Origin of the sequence: Archangium sp. Cb G35 (assembly GCF_001896145.1) — a bacterium.
Lineage (GTDB): Bacteria > Myxococcota > Myxococcia > Myxococcales > Myxococcaceae > Archangium > Archangium violaceum.
Genome location: NZ_MPOI01000020.1, coordinates 61516 through 79016, shown reverse-complemented (window position 1 = coordinate 79016; position 17501 = coordinate 61516). Strand labels below are relative to the sequence as shown.

General features: G+C 69.0%; 15 protein-coding genes. 8 read left to right on the top strand and 7 right to left on the bottom strand.

The features are described from left to right. Nucleotides 1–10: 10 nt before the first annotated feature. Complete coding sequence (locus BO221_RS46140; RefSeq protein WP_073567313.1) at nt 11–1399, top strand: styrene monooxygenase/indole monooxygenase family protein; 1389 nt, start codon at nt 11–13, stop codon at nt 1397–1399. A gap of 22 nt (nt 1400–1421) precedes the next feature. Here the strand turns inward: BO221_RS46140 and BO221_RS46135 are convergent, their stop codons facing one another. After that, entirely contained in the window at nt 1422–2222 is an 801-nt protein-coding gene (locus BO221_RS46135) for a sterol desaturase family protein (RefSeq protein ID WP_073567312.1), read from the bottom strand. Between the two features lie 53 nt (nt 2223–2275). Here BO221_RS46135 and BO221_RS46130 point away from each other — a divergent pair, with 53 nt between their 5' ends. The 3 genes from BO221_RS46130 (at nt 2276) to BO221_RS46120 (ending at nt 6248) form a co-directional block, all read left to right on the top strand. After that, nucleotides 2276–3514: a trans-acting enoyl reductase family protein gene (locus BO221_RS46130; protein WP_073567459.1), complete on the top strand. Its 1239-nt coding sequence runs from the start codon at nt 2276–2278 to the stop codon at nt 3512–3514. A gap of 330 nt (nt 3515–3844) precedes the next feature. After that, nucleotides 3845–5374 carry a catalase gene (locus tag BO221_RS46125; protein ID WP_073567311.1) on the top strand — a complete coding sequence of 510 codons (1530 nt, stop codon included), beginning with the start codon at nt 3845–3847 and terminating at the stop codon, nt 5372–5374. Nucleotides 5375–5585: 211 nt separating this feature from the next. Next, nucleotides 5586–6248, top strand: coding sequence for an ankyrin repeat domain-containing protein (locus BO221_RS46120; protein ID WP_233166565.1), 663 nt, complete (start codon nt 5586–5588; stop codon nt 6246–6248). Nucleotides 6249–6256: 8 nt separating this feature from the next. Here the strand turns inward: BO221_RS46120 and BO221_RS46115 are convergent, their stop codons facing one another. The 6 genes from BO221_RS46115 to glgC all read right to left on the bottom strand — a co-directional run bounded on the left by BO221_RS46115 (nt 6257) and on the right by glgC (nt 11537). Then, nucleotides 6257–7159 (bottom strand): alpha/beta fold hydrolase, encoded by a 903-nt coding sequence (locus tag BO221_RS46115; RefSeq protein ID WP_198956317.1) that lies wholly within the window; start codon nt 7157–7159, stop codon nt 6257–6259. A 49-nt stretch (nt 7160–7208) separates the two neighbouring features. Further along, the gene (locus tag BO221_RS46110; RefSeq protein ID WP_073567309.1) at nt 7209–7658 is read right to left on the bottom strand and encodes a hypothetical protein; all 450 of its coding nucleotides are present in this window, start codon (nt 7656–7658) and stop codon (nt 7209–7211) included. Nucleotides 7659–7722: 64 nt separating this feature from the next. Further along, nucleotides 7723–8499, bottom strand: a complete 777-nt coding sequence (locus BO221_RS46105; RefSeq protein WP_073567308.1) for an intradiol ring-cleavage dioxygenase — start codon at nt 8497–8499, stop codon at nt 7723–7725. Between the two features lie 117 nt (nt 8500–8616). Then, the gene (locus BO221_RS46100; RefSeq protein WP_073567307.1) at nt 8617–9243 is read right to left on the bottom strand and encodes a hypothetical protein; all 627 of its coding nucleotides are present in this window, start codon (nt 9241–9243) and stop codon (nt 8617–8619) included. 61 nt (nt 9244–9304) lie between these two features. Then, the gene (locus BO221_RS46095; RefSeq protein ID WP_073567306.1) at nt 9305–10228 is read right to left on the bottom strand and encodes an energy transducer TonB; all 924 of its coding nucleotides are present in this window, start codon (nt 10226–10228) and stop codon (nt 9305–9307) included. A gap of 55 nt (nt 10229–10283) precedes the next feature. Continuing rightward, complete coding sequence (glgC, locus tag BO221_RS46090; RefSeq protein WP_073567305.1) at nt 10284–11537, bottom strand: glucose-1-phosphate adenylyltransferase; 1254 nt, start codon at nt 11535–11537, stop codon at nt 10284–10286. A 271-nt stretch (nt 11538–11808) separates the two neighbouring features. Here glgC and BO221_RS46085 point away from each other — a divergent pair, with 271 nt between their 5' ends. The 4 genes from BO221_RS46085 to BO221_RS46070 all read left to right on the top strand — a co-directional run bounded on the left by BO221_RS46085 (nt 11809) and on the right by BO221_RS46070 (nt 17424). Further along, on the top strand, nt 11809–12402 hold the full coding sequence (locus BO221_RS46085) for a hypothetical protein (RefSeq protein WP_073567304.1): 594 nt from the start codon (nt 11809–11811) through the stop codon (nt 12400–12402). A gap of 83 nt (nt 12403–12485) precedes the next feature. Further along, a complete protein-coding gene (pgm, locus tag BO221_RS46080) occupies nt 12486–14123 on the top strand; it encodes a phosphoglucomutase (alpha-D-glucose-1,6-bisphosphate-dependent) (RefSeq protein ID WP_073567303.1) in 1638 nt (545 codons plus the stop codon). A gap of 78 nt (nt 14124–14201) precedes the next feature. Beyond that, nucleotides 14202–14627: a hypothetical protein gene (locus tag BO221_RS46075; protein WP_073567302.1), complete on the top strand. Its 426-nt coding sequence runs from the start codon at nt 14202–14204 to the stop codon at nt 14625–14627. A 145-nt stretch (nt 14628–14772) separates the two neighbouring features. Beyond that, nucleotides 14773–17424, top strand: a complete 2652-nt coding sequence (locus BO221_RS46070; RefSeq protein ID WP_143196076.1) for a kelch repeat-containing protein — start codon at nt 14773–14775, stop codon at nt 17422–17424. The last annotated feature ends 77 nt before the right edge of the window (nt 17425–17501 follow it).

The window sequence follows — 17501 nt, the reverse complement described above, 5'->3', positions numbered from 1 at the left end:
GGGGGGAGACATGAGGAACATTGCTGTCGTAGGGGCCGGTCAGGCGGGGCTGCTGGCGGCGCACGCGCTGCTGAAGGCGGGCCACCGGGTGACGCTCTACTCGGACAAGACGCCCGAGCAGTGGTTGAACGAGAGCCGGCCCACCGGGACGGCGGCGCGCTTCGACCTCTCGCTGCGCTTCGAGCACGAGCTGGACCTCAACCCCTGGGCGGACCGGATTCCCTACGGCGATGGCTTCCACATCACCGTGTGCCCCAAGCCGGGCACCCAGCTGCTCACCCTCACCGGACGCCTGCAAGCGCCCTGCGCCGCCATCGACCTGCGCCTGCAGAGCCACCATTGGATGCAGGCGTTGAAGGCTCGCGGCGGCGGGGTGGAGATCGAATCCATCTCGATTCCGCGCCTGGAGGAGATCGCCGCGGCGCATGACCTCACGCTGGTGGCCGCCGGGCGGGCCGAGCTGTGCAACCTCTTCGAGCGCGACGCCGGACGCAGCGTCTACGACAAGCCCCAGCGCCACCTGGCCATGGTGTGTGTGAAGGGGCCCGCGCTGGGCTTCGACGGCGTTCCCCTGTTGCCGGTGAAGATCAACCTGCTGCCCGGCCGGGGCGAGTGCTTCTGGGTGCCCTACTTCCACAAGGACGCCGGGGCGAGCTGGAACCTGCTCTTCGAGGCCCTGCCGGGCGGACCCCTGGACCGCTTCCAGGAGGCGAAGAGCGCCGGGCAGGTGCTGGAGATCGCCAAGGGGCTCATCCGCGAGCTCCTCCCCTGGGACTACCCGTGGGTGAAGGACGCGGAGACATCGGATGCCAACGGCTGGCTGGTGGGAAGGTTCGTGCCCACGGTGCGCAAGCCCGCGGGGCGGCTGCCTTCGGGCCGGGTGGTGATGGCCCTGGGGGACACGGCCATGTCGGTGGACCCCATCGCGGGCCAGGGCGCCAACAATGGCAACAAGATGGTGCGCAACCTCGTCGAGAGCATCGTCGAGCACCAGGACCGGCCCTTCGACGCGGCGTGGATGACGGACACCTTCGATCGCTTCTACGAGCGCCATGGCCGGGCCATCCACGACTTCACCAACCTGCTGCTGGAGCCCATCACCCCGCCCGCGCTGCAACTGCTCATCGCCCAGTACGGCAGCGACGGCCGCACGGACAACCAGAGCGGGCGCCAGCTGCTGGCCAACGCCTTCTCGGAGAACTTCAACGATCCCAACCTGCTGACGCCCTTGATGAGGGATCCGCGAAGGATGCGTGAGTTCATCGAGCGGACGATGGGCCACTCGTGGCTCCGGGCCGTGGCCACGGGAGGCCTGGGCATCGCCCGGGAGGGGCTGCGGCAGTTGAGCGGCCAGGCTCCTCGCCATCCCCGGGTGTACGGGAACGAGAAGGCTGCCTGACGCGGACGGGCGGTGGGTCTCCTCAGACGCCGGAGCCGGGAAGGTCCGGCTGGGGCGGTGCGAGGGGCTCGGGTGGCACCACCTGCGAGCGGGCGAAGGAGACCTCGTAGTCGGGGGCGAGCGTGCCGAAGAGCCGGTCCCACACGACGGTGTAGAAGCCGTAGTGGTGGGCGAGGTCCAGGTGGTGGCGGGCGTGGAAGGTGGTGGTGGCCACGGCGCGCAGGACGGGCCAGCGCACCCAGGCATCCGGGAAGGGCTCCACGCCCAGGTGCCCGAGCAGGCCCCACAGGGTGTTGAAGACGAGGTAGAGCAACATGCCGGCCCACGAGGACTCGTAGGCCACGCACACGGCGAGCCACAGGGCGCCGAAGCCGAGCACCTCCAGGGGGCTGAGGACGAAGAGGGTGAGGGGCCGGGCGCGCTCGTAGCGGTGGTGGGGGGCGTGCAGCCAGCCGTAGAGCAGCGGCAGGTGCGCGGTGCGGTGCAGCAGGTACATGCCCAGGTCCATCACGCCCACGAGCACCAGCACGTCCACGAGCACGCCGGGGCCGCTGTCGAGCCGGAATCGGATGAGCCCCTCGCGCCACAGCAGGAGGCCGGCGAAGGTGACCACCGAGTTGAGCACGACGCACACCGTGGCGAGCACCCACTCCTCGCGCTGGAGGGGAAGGGCCTCGGGGGCCACGCGGCGGTGGGCATGGCGCCGGACCAGCCACTCCCCGAGCGCCACGGCGAGCACGAGCACGAGCGCGTTCTTGGCCAGGAACACGAGGGCGGCCTGCCACAGCGGCACGGTGCGCAGCCAGTCGATGACCTGGTGCATGGAACGAACTCCTTCCTTCCGCCCGGGTGCTGGCGGTGCTTGCATCCGCGAGCATGACAGACCGTGAGCAGCGCCGCACCCGGGCCCGGGAGTTCGACCTCGTCCTCTTCGGAGCCACGGGGTTCACCGGACGCCTCGTCGCCGAGTACCTCGTGAAGAAGCGCCCCTCGCTCCGCTGGGCCCTGGCGGGCCGGAGCCGTGACAAGCTCGAGCGGGTGCGTGAGGAGCTCGCCGCGCTGGAGCCCTCCGCGAAGGAACTGCCCCTGGTGGCGGGAGACAGCCTGGACAAGGCGGCCATGGAGGGGCTCGCGAGCCGCACGCGCGTGGTGTGCACCACGGCGGGTCCCTACGCCCGGTATGGGAGCGTGTTGCTGGGCGCGTGCGCGGAGCAGGGCACCGACTACTGCGACCTGACGGGCGAGACACAATGGGTCCGGGAGATGATCGACACGCACCATGCCCGCGCGGTGGAGACGGGGGCGCGCATCGTCCCCTCGTGTGGCTTCGACTCCATCCCGTCGGACCTAGGGGTGCTGCTGCTGCACGAGCAGCTCGCCGCGAAGGGAGGGCGGCTGGCCGAGGCCCATTACCGGGTGCGGCGGGCGAAGGGGGGCGCGAGCGGCGGAACCATCGCCAGCGGGCTCCTCGCGGCGGAGCGGATGAGTGACCCCGCGGTGCGCCGGGTGCTCGGGGATCCGTTCTCGTTGAGCCCGGAGGGAGCGCCCGACAAGCACGGGCACGAGGATTGGCTCCGCCCCCGGAAAGACCCGGAGACGGGACGATGGCTGGCGCCGTTCTTCATGGCGCCGGTGAACACGCGGGTGGTGAGGCGGAGCAACGCGCTGCTCGGCTACGCCTACGGGCGCGAGTTCCGTTACGACGAGGCGATCGACGTGGGCCGGGGCCTGCCGGGACTGGCGAGGGCGGCGGTGACGAGCGCGGGCATGGCGTTGTCGGGAGCGGTGGTGTTCGGGCCGGTGCGGAAGCTGGCCGAGCGGTTCCTGCCGGCGCCGGGCGAGGGGCCGAGCCGTGAGGAGCGGGAGAGCGGGTTCTTCGACATCGAACTGCACGGGGTGGGGACGGCGGGGGAGCGGGTGCGCGCGCGTGTGGGGGCGAAGCAGGATCCGGGGTACGGGGCGACGTCGTGGATGCTGGGCGAGTCCGCGCTGTGCCTGGCCGAGGACGAGCTGCCGGAGCGTGGAGGGCTGCTCACTCCGGCCTCGTGCATGGGGATGAAGCTCGTCGAGCGGTTGCGCGCCGCGGGCATGACGTTCCAGGCCGAGGCCCCTTGAAGGAGGCCCACGCGGCGAACCGCGAGCGGCCCGGGAGGAGGGGGAGCCTGTCGGGCGGACTTCTCCGGAACTTGTCCAACTGTTGGACAAGTTCGTGAAGAGCGCGACCGGGGCGAGGACCAACACCCGGCCCTGGCACCGAGATTTCGGTGGGGCTTTGAGTACCGGCATTTCGGTGCCCGTCTCCACCGTCCTATCGGTGGGTCCACCGCTATTTCGGTGGGCTCAACCCGGGATGAGCAGCTAAGTACCTGATTTCAAGGGGGCTGTGTCCCTGGCACAGCCCCTGCTCAAGGAGCCTCCGTCTTCCCCACCCCCACGGAGGCTCGCATGAACCTGAAACCCCTGGTCCTCACCGCGCTGTTCACGGGCGCCCCGGCGCTGGCCGGCACCCCGCCGCTCACCACGGATACGGGCTCGCCCGTTGGCTCCAACCAGAGCTCGAAGACGGCGGGTCCGCGCGGCGGAATCCTCCTGGAAGACTTCCACCTCATCGAGAAGCTGGCGCGTTTCGACCGTGAGCGCACTCCGGAGCGCGTGGTGCATGCCCGGGGCGTGGGCGCCTACGGCTCCTTCGAGAGCTACGGTGACTTCTCGCGGCTCACGCGTGCGTCGCTCTTCTCGGCGAAGGGCAAGAAGACGCCCATGTTCGTGCGCTTCTCCACCGTCATCCATCCGCAGGGCTCGCCCGAGACGGTGAGGGATCCCCGCGGCTTCGCGCTCAAGTTCTACACGGACGAGGGGAACTGGGACCTGGTGGGCAACAACCTGCCGGTGTTCTTCATCCGAGACGCCATCAAGTTCCCGGACATGGTGCACTCGCTGAAGCCGTCGCCGGTGACGAACCGGCAGGACCCGAACCGCTTCTTCGACTTCTTCTCCCACGTGCCCGAGTCCACGCACATGCTGACGCAGGTGTACTCGGACCAGGGGATTCCGGCGAACTACCGGCAGATGAACGGGCACGGCGTGCACTCCTTCAAGTTCGTCAACGCGAAGGGCGAGGTGCGCTACGTCAAGTTCAACTGGAAGTCGCAGCAGGGCGTGAAGTCGCTCACGGCCGAGGAGGCCACGCGGGTGCAGGGCGAGGACCTCCAGCACGCCACGCATGACCTCTACACGGCGATTGGGAAGGGGCAGTTCCCGTCGTGGGAGCTGAGCGCGCAGGTGTTGGACCCGAAGGACCTGGACGCGTTCCCGTTCGATCCGCTGGACGCGACGAAGGTGTGGCCGGAGGACAAGGTGCCCTCCATCAAGCTGGGGAAGTTCACGCTGGACCGGATGCCGGACAACTTCTTCGAGGAGACGGAGCAGGCGGCGTTCTCGCCCGGGGTGCAGCCGCCGGGCATCGAGCCCTCGGAGGACCGGCTGTTGCAGGGCCGGTTGTTCTCGTACGCGGACACGCAGCGTTACCGGGTGGGGGCGAACTACCAGTCGTTGCCGGTGAACCGTGCGCGGGCCCAGGTGAACAACAACAACCAGGGCGGCAGCATGAACGGGGGCAACACGAAGTCGGACGTGAACTACGAGCCGAGCATCACGCGGGAGACGGAGGACGTGCCGGCGTACCTGCTGTCGCGAGCGCCGCTGAGCGGGACGACGCAGCAGGCGGCGATCGAGAAGACGGACAACTTCTCGCAGGCGGGGGCCTTCTACCTGGCGCTGTCGCCGGCGGAGAGGGAGCGGCTGGTGAAGAACCTGGCGGCGGACCTGGGGCAGGTGCGTGACGCGCGGGTGAAGGCACGGATGGTGGGCTTCTTCTACAGCGCGAACGCGGAGTACGGCACGAAGCTGGCGAAGGCGGTGGGCATCAAGGTGGACGACGCCAAGGCGGCCATCGCGCCCCTGGCCTCGCGGTAATCCCCAATATCCCCAACATCCCCTCTCCCCTCGGGAGAGGGTCGGGGTGAGGGTGCCTGTCCCCGTTCTCCAACCCGCGTCCCCCAGTGTGGACAGGGGGTTCAACCCGGGATGCGTGGAACCCTCACCCCGTCCCTCTCCCGGAGGGCGAGGGGAAATGGCCGCGTTGCAGCAGCTGTGCACAGGGGCACTCCTTCGCGGATGTGTCTGCTTGTCCCTTCTCCCCCCCGACGTGCTCGCACGGAGTGAATCGATGCTGCGCAAGGTGATGGTGTTTCTGGGTTCCGTGGCCCTGCTGCTGTTGCTGTGCACGGCGCTGGTATTGGGCTACCTCTTCACGGGAGGGCGCCCCGCCGAGGGCCGGGTGTTGGCCGTGAGTGATGCGGAGCGCTACCTGCTGGCCGCCGCGAGGGAAGGAGACGTGGAGTTGGTGGAGGGGCTGGTGAAGGCCGGGACGCCGGTGAACGTACAGAATGACCGGGGTTTCTCGCCGCTCATCCTCGCGGCGTACCACGGCCACACCGAGGCGGTGCGGGTGCTGGTGTCGGCGGGGGCGGACGCGTGTGCGGGGGACTCGAGGGGGAACACGGCGCTGATGGGCGCGGCCTTCAAGGGGCACGCGGACATCGTCGAGCTGCTCCTGAAGCAGCCCTGTGCGGTGGACCAGTCCAACGGCGTGGGCCAGACGGCGCTGATGTTCGCCCGCCTCTTTGGCCGCGAGAAGGTGGCGGAGCGTCTGCGCGAGCACGGCGCCTCGGAGGCGAAGCGGGATGCGAGCGGACGCACCGCCGGGGACTGGGCGCGAACACAGTCCGCTCCAGCGCCCATCGCCGCGCCAGCGTCGGCGGTGGGCTCGGCGGCCACGGTCCAGTGAGGATCCGTTCAGCTGCCGTGGAGTGACGCCGCCGAACCCGTGGCGTGGCTCCTGAGCCGCGCGAGGATGTCCCGGGCGCGAGTCCAGAGAATCGAGCCGCCCTCTTGGGGCTCCAGGAAGCGGGTGGCGTGGGGCAGGCGCGTGGCGAGGGTAGCGCCGAAATCGGGCGAGTGGACGGTGCTGGTGTCCGCGCCGCCGTACCAGAGGTCCACGGGGATGGTGATGCGCTCGGGCTCCACGAGCCAGGGACCCAGGGCGTTGACGAGGTCCCTCGCGTACCCCTGAGGGCCCTGGGAGAATCCCTCGCGCAGGGACCGCTGGTACGCCGGGCCGAACGAGTCACTCAGGTAGAGCGCCCGGTCACGCTCACCACTCATTCCAATGATGAGCTGCCACAGGCCGTCCCACGTGGCCATCCGAGAGAAGGACTGCTCGAAGCCCGAGGGGTCCTGCCGGGCGGCGCGGACCATCGCGGCGACATCGGGGTGCAGGCGCGGCGCGAGGGAGGGCCAGGCGAGGTCATCCTGCCCGGACACGAGGGCCGCGGCCTTCACGAGCCCGCTGCCCGCGAGGGCCAGGGCGAACGGCGCCCCCTGGGAGAATCCAACGGCGGTGACGTCCCGCGGTCCGAGCGCGGTGACGAGCTGGCGCACATCCTCCACCCAGGAGGCGAAGGTCTTCTCCGGATGAGGAGTGGACGCGCCGAGGCCGGGCCGGTCGATGGCGAGGAGCCGCAGGCCGAGCTCCGGGAGCACGTCCGCGCCGAAGCCGAGTGAGCCGCTCATGGCGGCGCCGGTGCAGAACAGGACGGGGAGGCCGTGGACGGGTCCCCACTCGGACCACGCGAGCGAGCGGCCGTCGTTCAGCCGCAGGGTTGTCTGTCTTTCAGGAGGCGTGACACCCAGGTTCATGCGGGGGGATGATAGCGGCGTCCACGAGGCACACAGTGCGGAAAGCGGTTCAGGTCCGCGTGTCCGCCTGGAGGACGGCGTCCTCCCGTTCTCCCGCGAGGTGTTCCAGGAACTCCCGGCTGAAGAGTTCCAGCGCATGATAGGTCGTCTGGATTTCGACCTCGGTCATGTGCTGGGACTGCGGGCGCTCGAAGGGACCGACGGTTGTCGCGACACGAACACGGACGCCAATGTGACCCGCCTGGTCGAGCTGGTAGGCGGAGATCGCCACGTGGACCTGCTCCAACCGGTTGTCCTTGTAATATCCACCGGCGATGCCCGTCCGGGCCTCCTCGGTCAGGGGATACGCCGCGAGCGCCGTGGCGAAGCGCTCGAGCCGCTCCGCTCCGAACCAGGCACTGCCCTGCCCGCTGAAGCCCTGGGAACCGACGCTGGCATGAAGCTCTCCGGTGCCGTCGTCATCCGGCTCGAACCGGAGACGCAGTCCATCACCCGCCATGAGCACACCCTCCTTCACGCACCCGCGGGGCACGTGGGAGGGAGATTATCCCACTCGCGTCCGGTCACGCCGTGATGCCCACGGTCAGCGTGGCGACATAGCCCGTGTCGACGCTGCCCGTGACGCTCGCCATCTGGAGTGACGTGCCGTCGCTGAACACGTTGTCCTGGGCGAAGCTGATGCGCGAGAGGTTGGTGACACTCGTGCTGTACCCGGTGGCGGTATACGCCGCGTTGCAGACGTCCACGGGCAGGGCGAGCTGGGACGTCTTGACCTTGTTGCCGGAGGAGGAGGCCTTGGCGAGGCTGGGGTAGATCTCGAAATGGATGTGCGGCATGCGCCCGGAGTAGCAACCGGGGAAGATGGTGGTGAAGGTGACGGTGCCCTCGCTGTCCGTCTCCTGCACGCCGCGCAGGTAGTTCTGGCTGGTGAGGTTGTACATCGAGTACTTGCCGTCGCGGTCGCAGTGCCAGAGGTAGATGGCATACCCGGCGAGCGGGCTGCAGCTGTCGTTGCCGTTGACGAGGGTCAGCTTGACGGTGAGGGGAACGCCCTCGGCGGTGCCGGTGGAGCCGGCGATGCTGGAGCGGATGTCGTTGCGCACGATGCCCGCGAGCACGAGCGCGTTGGGCCCGTTGGAACCATCCCCGGGATAGGGGCCGGCGGTCTCCTCGGGAATCGTCGCGCACTCCGGCGAGCCACCGGTGCCACCACAGCCAACGAGCGGAAGGAGGGCCGCGCCCGCCATCCACCGCAGGAGCTGCCTGCGGTCCGTCATCCCCGCCAGGGTCTTCAAGTCGTGTTCGAGGCCCTTGTCGTGGTCATGCGTATCGTCGTGCATGGTGTCTCCCCGTGATGGCTGGAAGGTACCCGGAAACTCCTTGAGCAATTCTGAAGAGCACGGCGCGGCCCGCCGGGGAGCCGCTCGTCCGGCTGCCCCTCGCGGGGCACCTCATTGCTACGGCGTGAAGACCGACACGCCGATGGCCTCACCGGGCATCAGGCCGATCAGCACCCAGCGTTCGCCGACCTTGCGAAGCGTGCCGGATGCTCCCTTGAAGACCCAGGCGCCGTCCTTCTTCTCCAGGGGGTGGTTGGCGCTTTTCGACCACTGGGAGGTCCCGGCCAGGAGGTAGCCGGGCACCGTCACGTTCGCCTTCTGTCCCGCGAAGAAGGCCTCGTAGTCCTTCACCAGCTGTTCAAGCAGCTTCTGCTCCTTGGCGTTCTCGGGGGTGATTTCGGTGATGGCGGCCAGGACGCCCGTGCCGTGCTCGTTGAGCGCCAGCGCGGAGATTCTCGGTGCGCTCACGACGGCCTTGCCGTTCTTTCCCCGCTTCACCATCCAGCTCAGCCCCATCAGCGCATTCTGTCCGCGAATGTCCGCGGCGGTGCCCCGCTTTTCCGACAGGGCGGCATCGCACAGCGGTTGCGGCTTCGCGCCGGGTTTTTTGCAGGTGTACGTCGCGGCCAGCGCCTTGAGCACGGCGGGACGCTGCTTGTCGAACCGCTGGTGGAGCTCGGCGGGGGCGGGAGGGGGAGCGGGAGGAATCTGCGACAGGATGAGCGTGAGTGTCAGTGCGAGCATTCCCGGAACCTATCATCCACGGTGGATGCATCCTCCAGGGTTTGGCGGCCCGGAGCGCCCGTCAGCGGGGGAGGCTGAAGCGCAGATTGAACACGTATTCCACGTCGATGGGCTCGCCCGCGTACGTCGCGGGCTCGAAGCGCAGGCGGGAGAGTTGGCGGAGGACGGCCCACTCCAGGTGGGGCAGGGGCTTGCTGATGCAGCAGTCCTTCGTCTCGCCCTTCGCGGTGATACGGCAGTGGGCGATGAGCCACCCCTGCACGCGCGCCTCGCTCGCTTCCCGGGTGTACGTGGGCCAGCTTCCCGAGAGCAGCCGGGGCTTGCTCATCCCCGGTCCGGCGGAGCGGGCCACCGGACGGCTCGCGTCGGAGCAGCTGCGGATCTGGCGCGGGTGGAGCTTCTCCTGCTCGGGAAGCTGGAAGTCGGCGCGCCAGCCCGAGGGGGTGCGCTCGAACAGCACTGTCAGGTCGCTGGTGGTGGTCTCGGGATGGCGGAGGACCCACTGGTTCAGGGCGATGAGCCGCTGCGTGGGTGACGAGGGGTGGGTGATCTGCTGCCGTCTCAGTGACAGGTCTTCCCAGCGGGGCCGGGTGTATCGCACGGAGACGGCGGCCTGCCCGTTGCCGTAATCCACTTCACGTTCCACCGAGCACTCGACGAACCGGGACAGCGCGGCTTGGAGCCCGGGCCTGTCGAGGTCCGTCTCCGGCTGGTACGAGGGATGGCGCCGGAGGAAGTCGAGGTCCTCTTGCCGGATGAGCTCGGAGGGACGGTAGTGCTCCGGGAGACGCGAGAGCACGGGCTCCGGTAGCAGCTGGTACTGGCAGAGGATCTCCGCCATCTGGGACAGCGTCAGCTCCGGGGGCCGAGCCGGGAGGCTCTCGGTGCTACCGGTGACGGTGGTGCTTCCCACGGAAGCGGAGGGAGCCGTGCACCCTCCGAGGAGCAGAACGAGCCAGGTCAGCCACGAGGAAGAGCGGAGCATGCGATGGAGCCTCGCCCGGCATTCTACGCCGGGCGCTCGCGGCCTGCTCCGCGCCTCAGTCGAACTTGTAGCCCTTGGGCACCACGACGATGCCGTTGTCGGTGACGGTGAAGCCGCGCGCCTTGTCGGCCGCCAGGTCGTAGCCAATCCGGGCGTTGGGCGGCACGCGCACGTCCTTGTCGATGATGGCGTTGCGCACCTTGGCGTGCCGGCCGATGTCCACCTCGTCGAAGATGACGGAGCGCTCCACCGTCGAGTACGAATTCACCCGCACCCGGCGGAAGAGGATGCTCTCGCGCACCGTGCCGCCCGAGATGATGCAGCCACCGGCCACCATGGAGTTGAGTGCCCGGCCCACGCGCTCGCCCGACTCGTGGACGAACTTGGCCGGCGGGCTGTACTCCACGGCGGTGCGCAGCGGCCACTCCGGGTTGAAGACGTCGAACTCCGGATCCACCGACACCAGGTCCATCGAGGCCTCGTGGTACGCCTCGAGCGTCCCCACGTCGCGCCAGTACGTGTTGGCGCGCGTCTGCCCGGGGATGGGGTTGGAGTGAAAGTCATACGCGTGGATGTGGTAGCCATCACGCAGCGCGCGCGGCAGCACGTCCTTGCCGAAGTCGTGCTGCGAGCCGTCGGTGCGCGAGTCCACCTCCAACAGCTCGCTGAGCACGCGGCGGCTGAAGATGTAGTTGCCCATGCTGCACAGGGCCATGGTGGGCTTGCCCGGCATGGCCTTGGGCTCCTTGGGCTTCTCCTGGAACTCGGTGACGCGGCCGCGCTCGTCCACCTGCATCACGCCGAAGCGCGAGGCATCCGCCAGGGGTGTGGGGTAGGCGGCGATGGTGATGTCGGCGCGGTGGGCCTCGTGCTGCTCCAGCATGTGCGCCACGTTCATCTTGTAGATGTGGTCGCCGGAGAAGATGGCCACGTCGTCGGCGCGGTAGTTCTCCACCAGATGGAGGTTCTGGTAGATGGCGTCGGCCGTGCCGCGGTACCACACGTTGCCCAGCTGCTCGTAGAGGTACATCTGCGCGGGCGCGAGCGTGATGAAGTAGTCGGCCAGCAGGCCCGAGCCGAAGCGCCAGCCGCGCTGGATGTGCTCGGTGAGCGACTGGGCCTTGAACTGCGTCAGCACGTAGGTGGCGTAGACGCCCGAGTTGAGGAAGTTGCTGAGGGCGAAGTCGATGATGCGGAACTTGGAGCCGAACGGGACGGCCGGTTTGGAGCGCTTGGACGTCAGGGGCGCCAGGCGAGTGCCCTGACCCCCCGCCAGAATCATGCCGAGGACGCGTTTACGACTGCTCATGTGATGGAGAACCCCCTGCCGGCAACCAGTATAGGAGGCTTCTCGGGAAAGGCGCGGTTTCGGACGGACCGCCTCTCGATGGCGGTGCAGTGTTGAGAAGCCAACCATGAAGCGGGTGGCTTTCGGGTTCATCGAAATGACAGTCGGTGTGCGGCAAGGGTTTTGACGCGCCGCCCCGATGAGCGGCCGGTCAGGAAGGCGCCCCCTGCGCGAAGGCCGATGGCTCCCCACGTTCCCGGCGAACAGCGACTTTCTCGAAGGGAGACAATCCATGACCCGGAGCAAGTTCATCCTGGCGGGCCTCATCGCTGGAGCCATGGCGTTCGGTACCGCGTGCAAGTCGGACAAGGCGGCGGAGATGCCGCCGACGGATCCCTCCACCACGGAGAGCACCACGCCTCCTCCGGCCACGGACCAGGGCGGTACCACGACGCCTCCTCCTGGCGGCACGGGTGGCGCCGGTATGGAACCCGGCATCGACGCGCCCATTCCCGATACGGGCGTCACGGTTCCGGAGGACTACGGCGGCTCGGGCACGATGAACCCGGAGAACCCGGGGACGGGCGGCTCCGGCGACATCATCCAGGACGATGTCATCCAGGATGACGTCACCCTTCCCGACAACATGGGTGGCTCCGGCCTGCAGGACGACGAGGCGCAGGGCGGCTCCGGCACCATGGACCCGGATGCCATGCAGCCCCCGGACAAGGACACCCAGGACAAGGCGAAGGACAAGAGCGGCACGGGCGGCTCGGGCCTCGAGGACGACCAGCGCTTCGAGGGGGACAGCTTCCCGAGTGACAGCGAGCGGGTGAACGAGCCCGTGGCGCCTCCGCCCGCGGGCGCTCCGGTTCCGACTCCGTAACGCGCCGCGCGAGTGGCGTGAACGAGGCAACATCGGAACAAACAAGTGCCTGGGACGGGGCCACGTGGCGGTAGATTCGCCGCGTGGCCCATCCTCTTGCTGGCAAGCTCCCTCCCGACTCCCTCCTCATCAACCCCGAGACGCTGCGCTCCCAGTACTACTCGGAGCGTCCGGACGTGAACGTGGCCGAGCAGCGCGTGGCCTTCGGCACCTCCGGCCACCGTGGCTCGGCCGCGCGCCGTGCCTTCAACGAGGCGCACATCCTCGCGGTGACGCAGGCCGTCTGCGAGTACCGCAAGCAGCAGGGCATCGACGGCCCGCTCTTCCTCGGCATGGACACGCATGCGTTGTCCGAGCCGGCGCAGCGCTCGGCGCTCGAGGTGCTCGCCGCCCACGGGGTGGAGGTGCGTTTCACCGATGGTGCCACGCCCACGCCGGTCATCTCGCACGCCATCCTCACCTACAACCGCGGGCGCAAGCAGGGGCTGGCCGATGGCATCGTCATCACGCCCTCGCACAACCCGCCCGAGGATGGTGGCATCAAGTACAACCCGCCCAACGGCGGCCCCGCCGACACGAACATCACCGGGCTGGTGGAGAAGCGCGCCAATGAATTGCTCGCCGCGGGCAACACCGGCGTGCAGCGCATTCCCTACGAGCGCGCGCGCACGTCCTCCACCGTGAAGACGTATGACTTCATCACCCCGTACGTCGAGGACCTCGGCAACGTGGTGGACCTGGAGGTGGTGCGAGGGGCGAAGCTGTCCATTGGCGCGGATCCGCTGGGCGGCTCGAATCTCGCGTACTGGGAGCCCATCGCCGCGCGTTACGGCCTGTCCATCCAGGTGGTGAACAAGACGGTGGACCCGACCTTCCGCTTCATGCGTGTGGACCATGACGGGAAGATCCGCATGGACTGCTCGTCGCCCTACGCCATGGCCGGCCTGGTCGAGCTCAAGGACCGCTACGACATCGCCTTCGGCAACGACACGGACTCGGACCGGCACGGCATCGTCACCCGGAGCGTGGGGTTGATGAATCCCAACCACTACCTGGCGGTGGCCATCCACTACCTCTACCAGAATCGTCCTGGCTGGAAGCCCGGCACGGGCGTGGGCAAGACGCTGGTGAGCAGCAGCATGATCGACCGCGTGGCGAAGGACCTGGGCCGCCGCGTGGTCGAGGTGCCCGTGGGCTTCAAGTGGTTCGTGGACGGGCTGCTGGATGGCTCGCTCGGCTTTGGTGGCGAGGAGAGCGCGGGCGCCTCGTTCCTGCGCCGCGACGGCACCGTGTGGTCCACCGACAAGGACGGCATCATCCTGGACCTGCTGGCCACGGAGATTCTCGCGCGCACGGGCAAGGATCCGGGCGTGCACTACCAGGAGCTGACGCGGAAGTTCGGCGCGCCGCTCTACACGCGCATCGACCAGCCGGCCACGGCGGCGCAGAAGTCGGCGCTCAAGAAGCTGTCGCCGGAGGCGGTGCGAGCCACGACGCTGGCGGGCGAGCCCATCCTCCAGCGGCTCACGAAGGCGCCCGGCAACAACGCGGACATCGGCGGGCTCAAGGTGGTGACGGAGAATGGCTGGTTCGCCGCGCGGCCCTCGGGGACCGAGGACGTGTACAAAATCTACGCGGAGAGCTTCCGGGACGCGAAGCACCTGGACTCCATCGTGGACGAGGCGCGGCAGATCGTCAGCGACGCCTTCGCGCGAGGCTGAGGAATTCCCTCTCCCTTTGGGAGAGGGTCAGGGTGAGGGTCTTCCCCGCTTGGACCGGGTGACCGCGCCGGAGGTGCCATGGTTCAGTCGTTGACCCCAGGGGAGACCGATGCGCTGCTGGAGCGTTTCGGCTACTGCTACGACAGCCTCATCCACCGCATCGAGCTCGTGCTGTCCCGGCGGGGGCAGCCCCTTGACCAGGCGCACATCGATATCGAGACGCGGGACGGCCAGGAGTCCCGGCGGTGGGGCCTGCTGCGCCTGTCCGTCGTGGACCTCCAGCACTACCGCGTGATGCAGGCCCCGCGGAAGGATCTCGGGGTTGTCTACGACGGCATGTACATCGGGTGGAAGGAAGACGGGACCGTGAGGCTCGACCTCCTGCCGGGGACGGACTACCGGAACGGACCGAACGGGAACGAGCCGCCTTCGCCGGACCACGAGTCCCCCTGCTACTTCGTGGGCCGTGCGCTCTCGTGGGATTTCCAGCCGTACGCGGCGTGATTCACCATCCGTGTGCCGTGCCAGTACCTGGAGTCCGCGGGGCCAATCCCTCTCCCGGGTTTCCGCTACGCATGACGTCCCCGTGAAGCCATAGACTGAGACGGTTCGCGTGAGGCCGGCATGCGGCCTCGTTTAGGGGGAGTTCGTGCAACGTCGAAGCTTTTCCCTGCTGCCCTGGTTGGCGGTGGGGTTGGTGTGGATTGTCTCGGGCTGCCGCCCGGAGCAGCAGGAGCGCTCCGAGGGCTCGGCCCGGTTCGTGGGCCAGTTCGAGCCGGCGCTGGCCGGGAGTGAGGTGACGCGCGTCTCCGTCGCGCTCACGGCGCCGGGCCTGGATGACTCGCGCACCCTGTCGCTGGAGAAGGTGGAGGGGGCGTGGGGCGGGACGATGGACGGCATTCCGGAGGGGGAGGAGCGCACCTTCACCGCGGAGGCCTTTGGCGCGGATGGCGCGAAGCTGTACGCGGGTCAGGCCACGGGCATCTCCATCATCGCCGGGGAGACGGTGCCGGTGACCATCACCCTGCGGCCTTCCACGCCGTCGCCACGGCCCCCCGAGGTGGTGTCTACCAACACCCTGGTGTCACCGTACGGGCTCATCAGCCTGTACGTGAGGGCGGAGGACCCCCAGGGCAGCGCGCTCGGCTTCGCGTGGTCGGCGAGCAGGGGCACGCTGGGTACGCCGGTGGATGGCGCCACGACGAGTCAGGTGTCCTGGACGGCGCCGTGTCATTCCACCGGGGAGCGGCCGACCGTGACCGTCACGGTGAGCAACGCGCTGGGGCTGTCCACGTCTCACACCGTCAGCTTCGCCGCCGACTACCTGTCCGAGTGCACTCCACCGCCCGCCGTGTGGGCGGCCATCGGCGGCCTGGTCCGGGGTTCCGACCGCGTCACCGCGACGTTGCTGCCCTCGGGCAGGGTGCTGGTGCTGGACAGGGAACTCTCCTGGCCAGGGTTGGCGCAGGTGTATGACCCGGTGACGGGGCTGTCCTTCTCGGCGAACTTCCTGAAGGGGACGCATCGCTCTCACACCGCGACGTTGCTGCCCTCGGGCAAGGTGCTGGTGGCCGGAGGCGAGACGGCCGCGGCGGAGCTGTATGACCCCGCGGCGGACACGTGGACCTTCACGGGCTCGATGTCCGTGTCGCGCTCGGACCACAGCGCGACGCTGTTGCCCTCGGGCAAGGTGCTGGTGGTGGGCGGCCATACGGGGGGCGGTACTCTGAGCTCGGCGGAGCTGTACGACCCGGAGACGGGGACGTGGAGCACGGTGGCCTCCACGTCCGTGGGCCACCTGGGCCACACGGCGACGCTGTTGCCCTCGGGCAAGGTGCTGGTGGCGGGCGGCGGCAGCGCCGTGGCGGAGCTGTACGACCCGGCGGTGGGTACCTGGTCGCTCACGGGCTCGTTGGGCGCCCACCGCTCGTGGCACTCGGCGGTCCTGCTGGGCTCGGGCAAGGTGTTGGTGGTGGGCGACTCCTACTTGTCCAGCGACGCCGCCCAGACGGCGGAGCTGTATGACCCGGAGACGGGCACGTGGAGTCCGACGGGCAGCATGGCGTGGCCTCGCCAGAGCGCGCCCTTGGCGGTGCTGCCGTCGGGCAAGGTGCTGGTGGCCGGTGGGCGCTCGGACCAGGCGGAGCTGTATGAGCCGGAGACGGGCACGTGGGCCGCCACCTCCAGTCTCTCGGAGATTCGCGAGCACAACGCACTGGTGGCGCTGCCCTCGGGCAAGGGGGTGTTGCTCGGCGGCGGCAGGGAGCGCCTCTTCGCGGAGGTGTATGACCCGGCGGCGGGGACCTGGGCCGCCCCTGGCCGCGCCGAGAACCGCGCCAATCACACGTTGGTGGTGTTGCCCTCGGGCAAGGTGCTGGCGGCGGGAGGCTCCAGGGAGTCGGGGAGCACGGTCCTCGACTCGGCGGAGGTGTATGACCCGGCGACGCGCTCCTGGTCGGCCACGGGGCGGCTGTCGCACGCCCGCTTCCTGCACACCTCGACGCTGCTGCCGTCGGGCAATGTGCTGGTGGCGGGAGGGACCGACAGAGAGGGGAGCCTCGCCTCGGCGGAGCTGTACGACCCGGAGGCGGGCACCTGGTCTCCGGCGGGCTCGATGGCGGTGGACCGCACGGCCCACACGGCGACGCTGCTGCCCTCGGGCAAGGTGCTGGTGGTGGGCGGGTGCAACAGCTCGGGGTGCAATGACTCGGCGGAGCTGTACGAGCCGGCGGCGAACACCTGGTCCGAGGCCGCGGCCCCGCTCTTCTCGCTCCGCGTCAACCACACGGCGACGCTGCTGCCCTCGGGCAAGGTGCTGGTGGTGGGCGGGGGGCTCTCGGCTGGCTCCAGGTCGGTGGAGCTGTATGACCCGGTGACGGACACGTGGTCCGCGGCGGCTCCCTCGCTGATCGAGCATTGGGAGCACACGGCGACGCTGCTGCCGTCGGGCAAGGTGCTGGTGGTGGGCGGCTCCCCCGAGAGTGAAGCGGCGGAGCTGTACGACCCGGAGACGGACACCTGGTCGCTGACGGGCGAACTGCGCTCCGCTCGCCATGGCCATACGGCGACGTTGTTGTCCTCGGGCAAGGTGCTGGTGGTGGGTGGATGGCCCTGGGTGGGCACATCGACCGTGGAGGTGCGGGCGGACCTGTATGACCCGGAGACGGGGACGTGGAGCGAGTTGAAGGACACCGGCTCGTTGCGCGTGAATCACCGGGCGGTGGCGCTGCCCTCGGGGCAGGCGCTGGTGGTGGGCGGCCTCTACGAGGGTTACGCCCCGGCGATGCTCTACACCCCCTGAGCCGCCGTCAGGTGAGGGCCGGTCCGGGAGTGCTCCGGGCCGGTCTCGCTCGTGAGGCGCGGAGAGAGACGCTCGCC

What these genes read in the sequence shown, in the direction of transcription:
- BO221_RS46140 (WP_073567313.1), top strand. Translation starts at nt 11, where the DNA reads ATGAGGAACATTGCTGTCGTAGGGGCCGGTCAGGCGGGGCTGCTGGCG.
- BO221_RS46135 (WP_073567312.1), bottom strand. Translation starts at nt 2,222, where the DNA reads ATGCACCAGGTCATCGACTGGCTGCGCACCGTGCCGCTGTGGCAGGCC.
- BO221_RS46130 (WP_073567459.1), top strand. Translation starts at nt 2,276, where the DNA reads ATGACAGACCGTGAGCAGCGCCGCACCCGGGCCCGGGAGTTCGACCTC.
- BO221_RS46125 (WP_073567311.1), top strand. Translation starts at nt 3,845, where the DNA reads ATGAACCTGAAACCCCTGGTCCTCACCGCGCTGTTCACGGGCGCCCCG.
- BO221_RS46115 (WP_198956317.1), bottom strand. Translation starts at nt 7,159, where the DNA reads ATGAACCTGGGTGTCACGCCTCCTGAAAGACAGACAACCCTGCGGCTG.
- BO221_RS46110 (WP_073567309.1), bottom strand. Translation starts at nt 7,658, where the DNA reads ATGGCGGGTGATGGACTGCGTCTCCGGTTCGAGCCGGATGACGACGGC.
- BO221_RS46105 (WP_073567308.1), bottom strand. Translation starts at nt 8,499, where the DNA reads ATGCACGACGATACGCATGACCACGACAAGGGCCTCGAACACGACTTG.
- BO221_RS46100 (WP_073567307.1), bottom strand. Translation starts at nt 9,243, where the DNA reads ATGCTCGCACTGACACTCACGCTCATCCTGTCGCAGATTCCTCCCGCT.
- BO221_RS46095 (WP_073567306.1), bottom strand. Translation starts at nt 10,228, where the DNA reads ATGCTCCGCTCTTCCTCGTGGCTGACCTGGCTCGTTCTGCTCCTCGGA.
- glgC (WP_073567305.1), bottom strand. Translation starts at nt 11,537, where the DNA reads ATGAGCAGTCGTAAACGCGTCCTCGGCATGATTCTGGCGGGGGGTCAG.
- BO221_RS46085 (WP_073567304.1), top strand. Translation starts at nt 11,809, where the DNA reads ATGACCCGGAGCAAGTTCATCCTGGCGGGCCTCATCGCTGGAGCCATG.
- BO221_RS46075 (WP_073567302.1), top strand. Translation starts at nt 14,202, where the DNA reads ATGGTTCAGTCGTTGACCCCAGGGGAGACCGATGCGCTGCTGGAGCGT.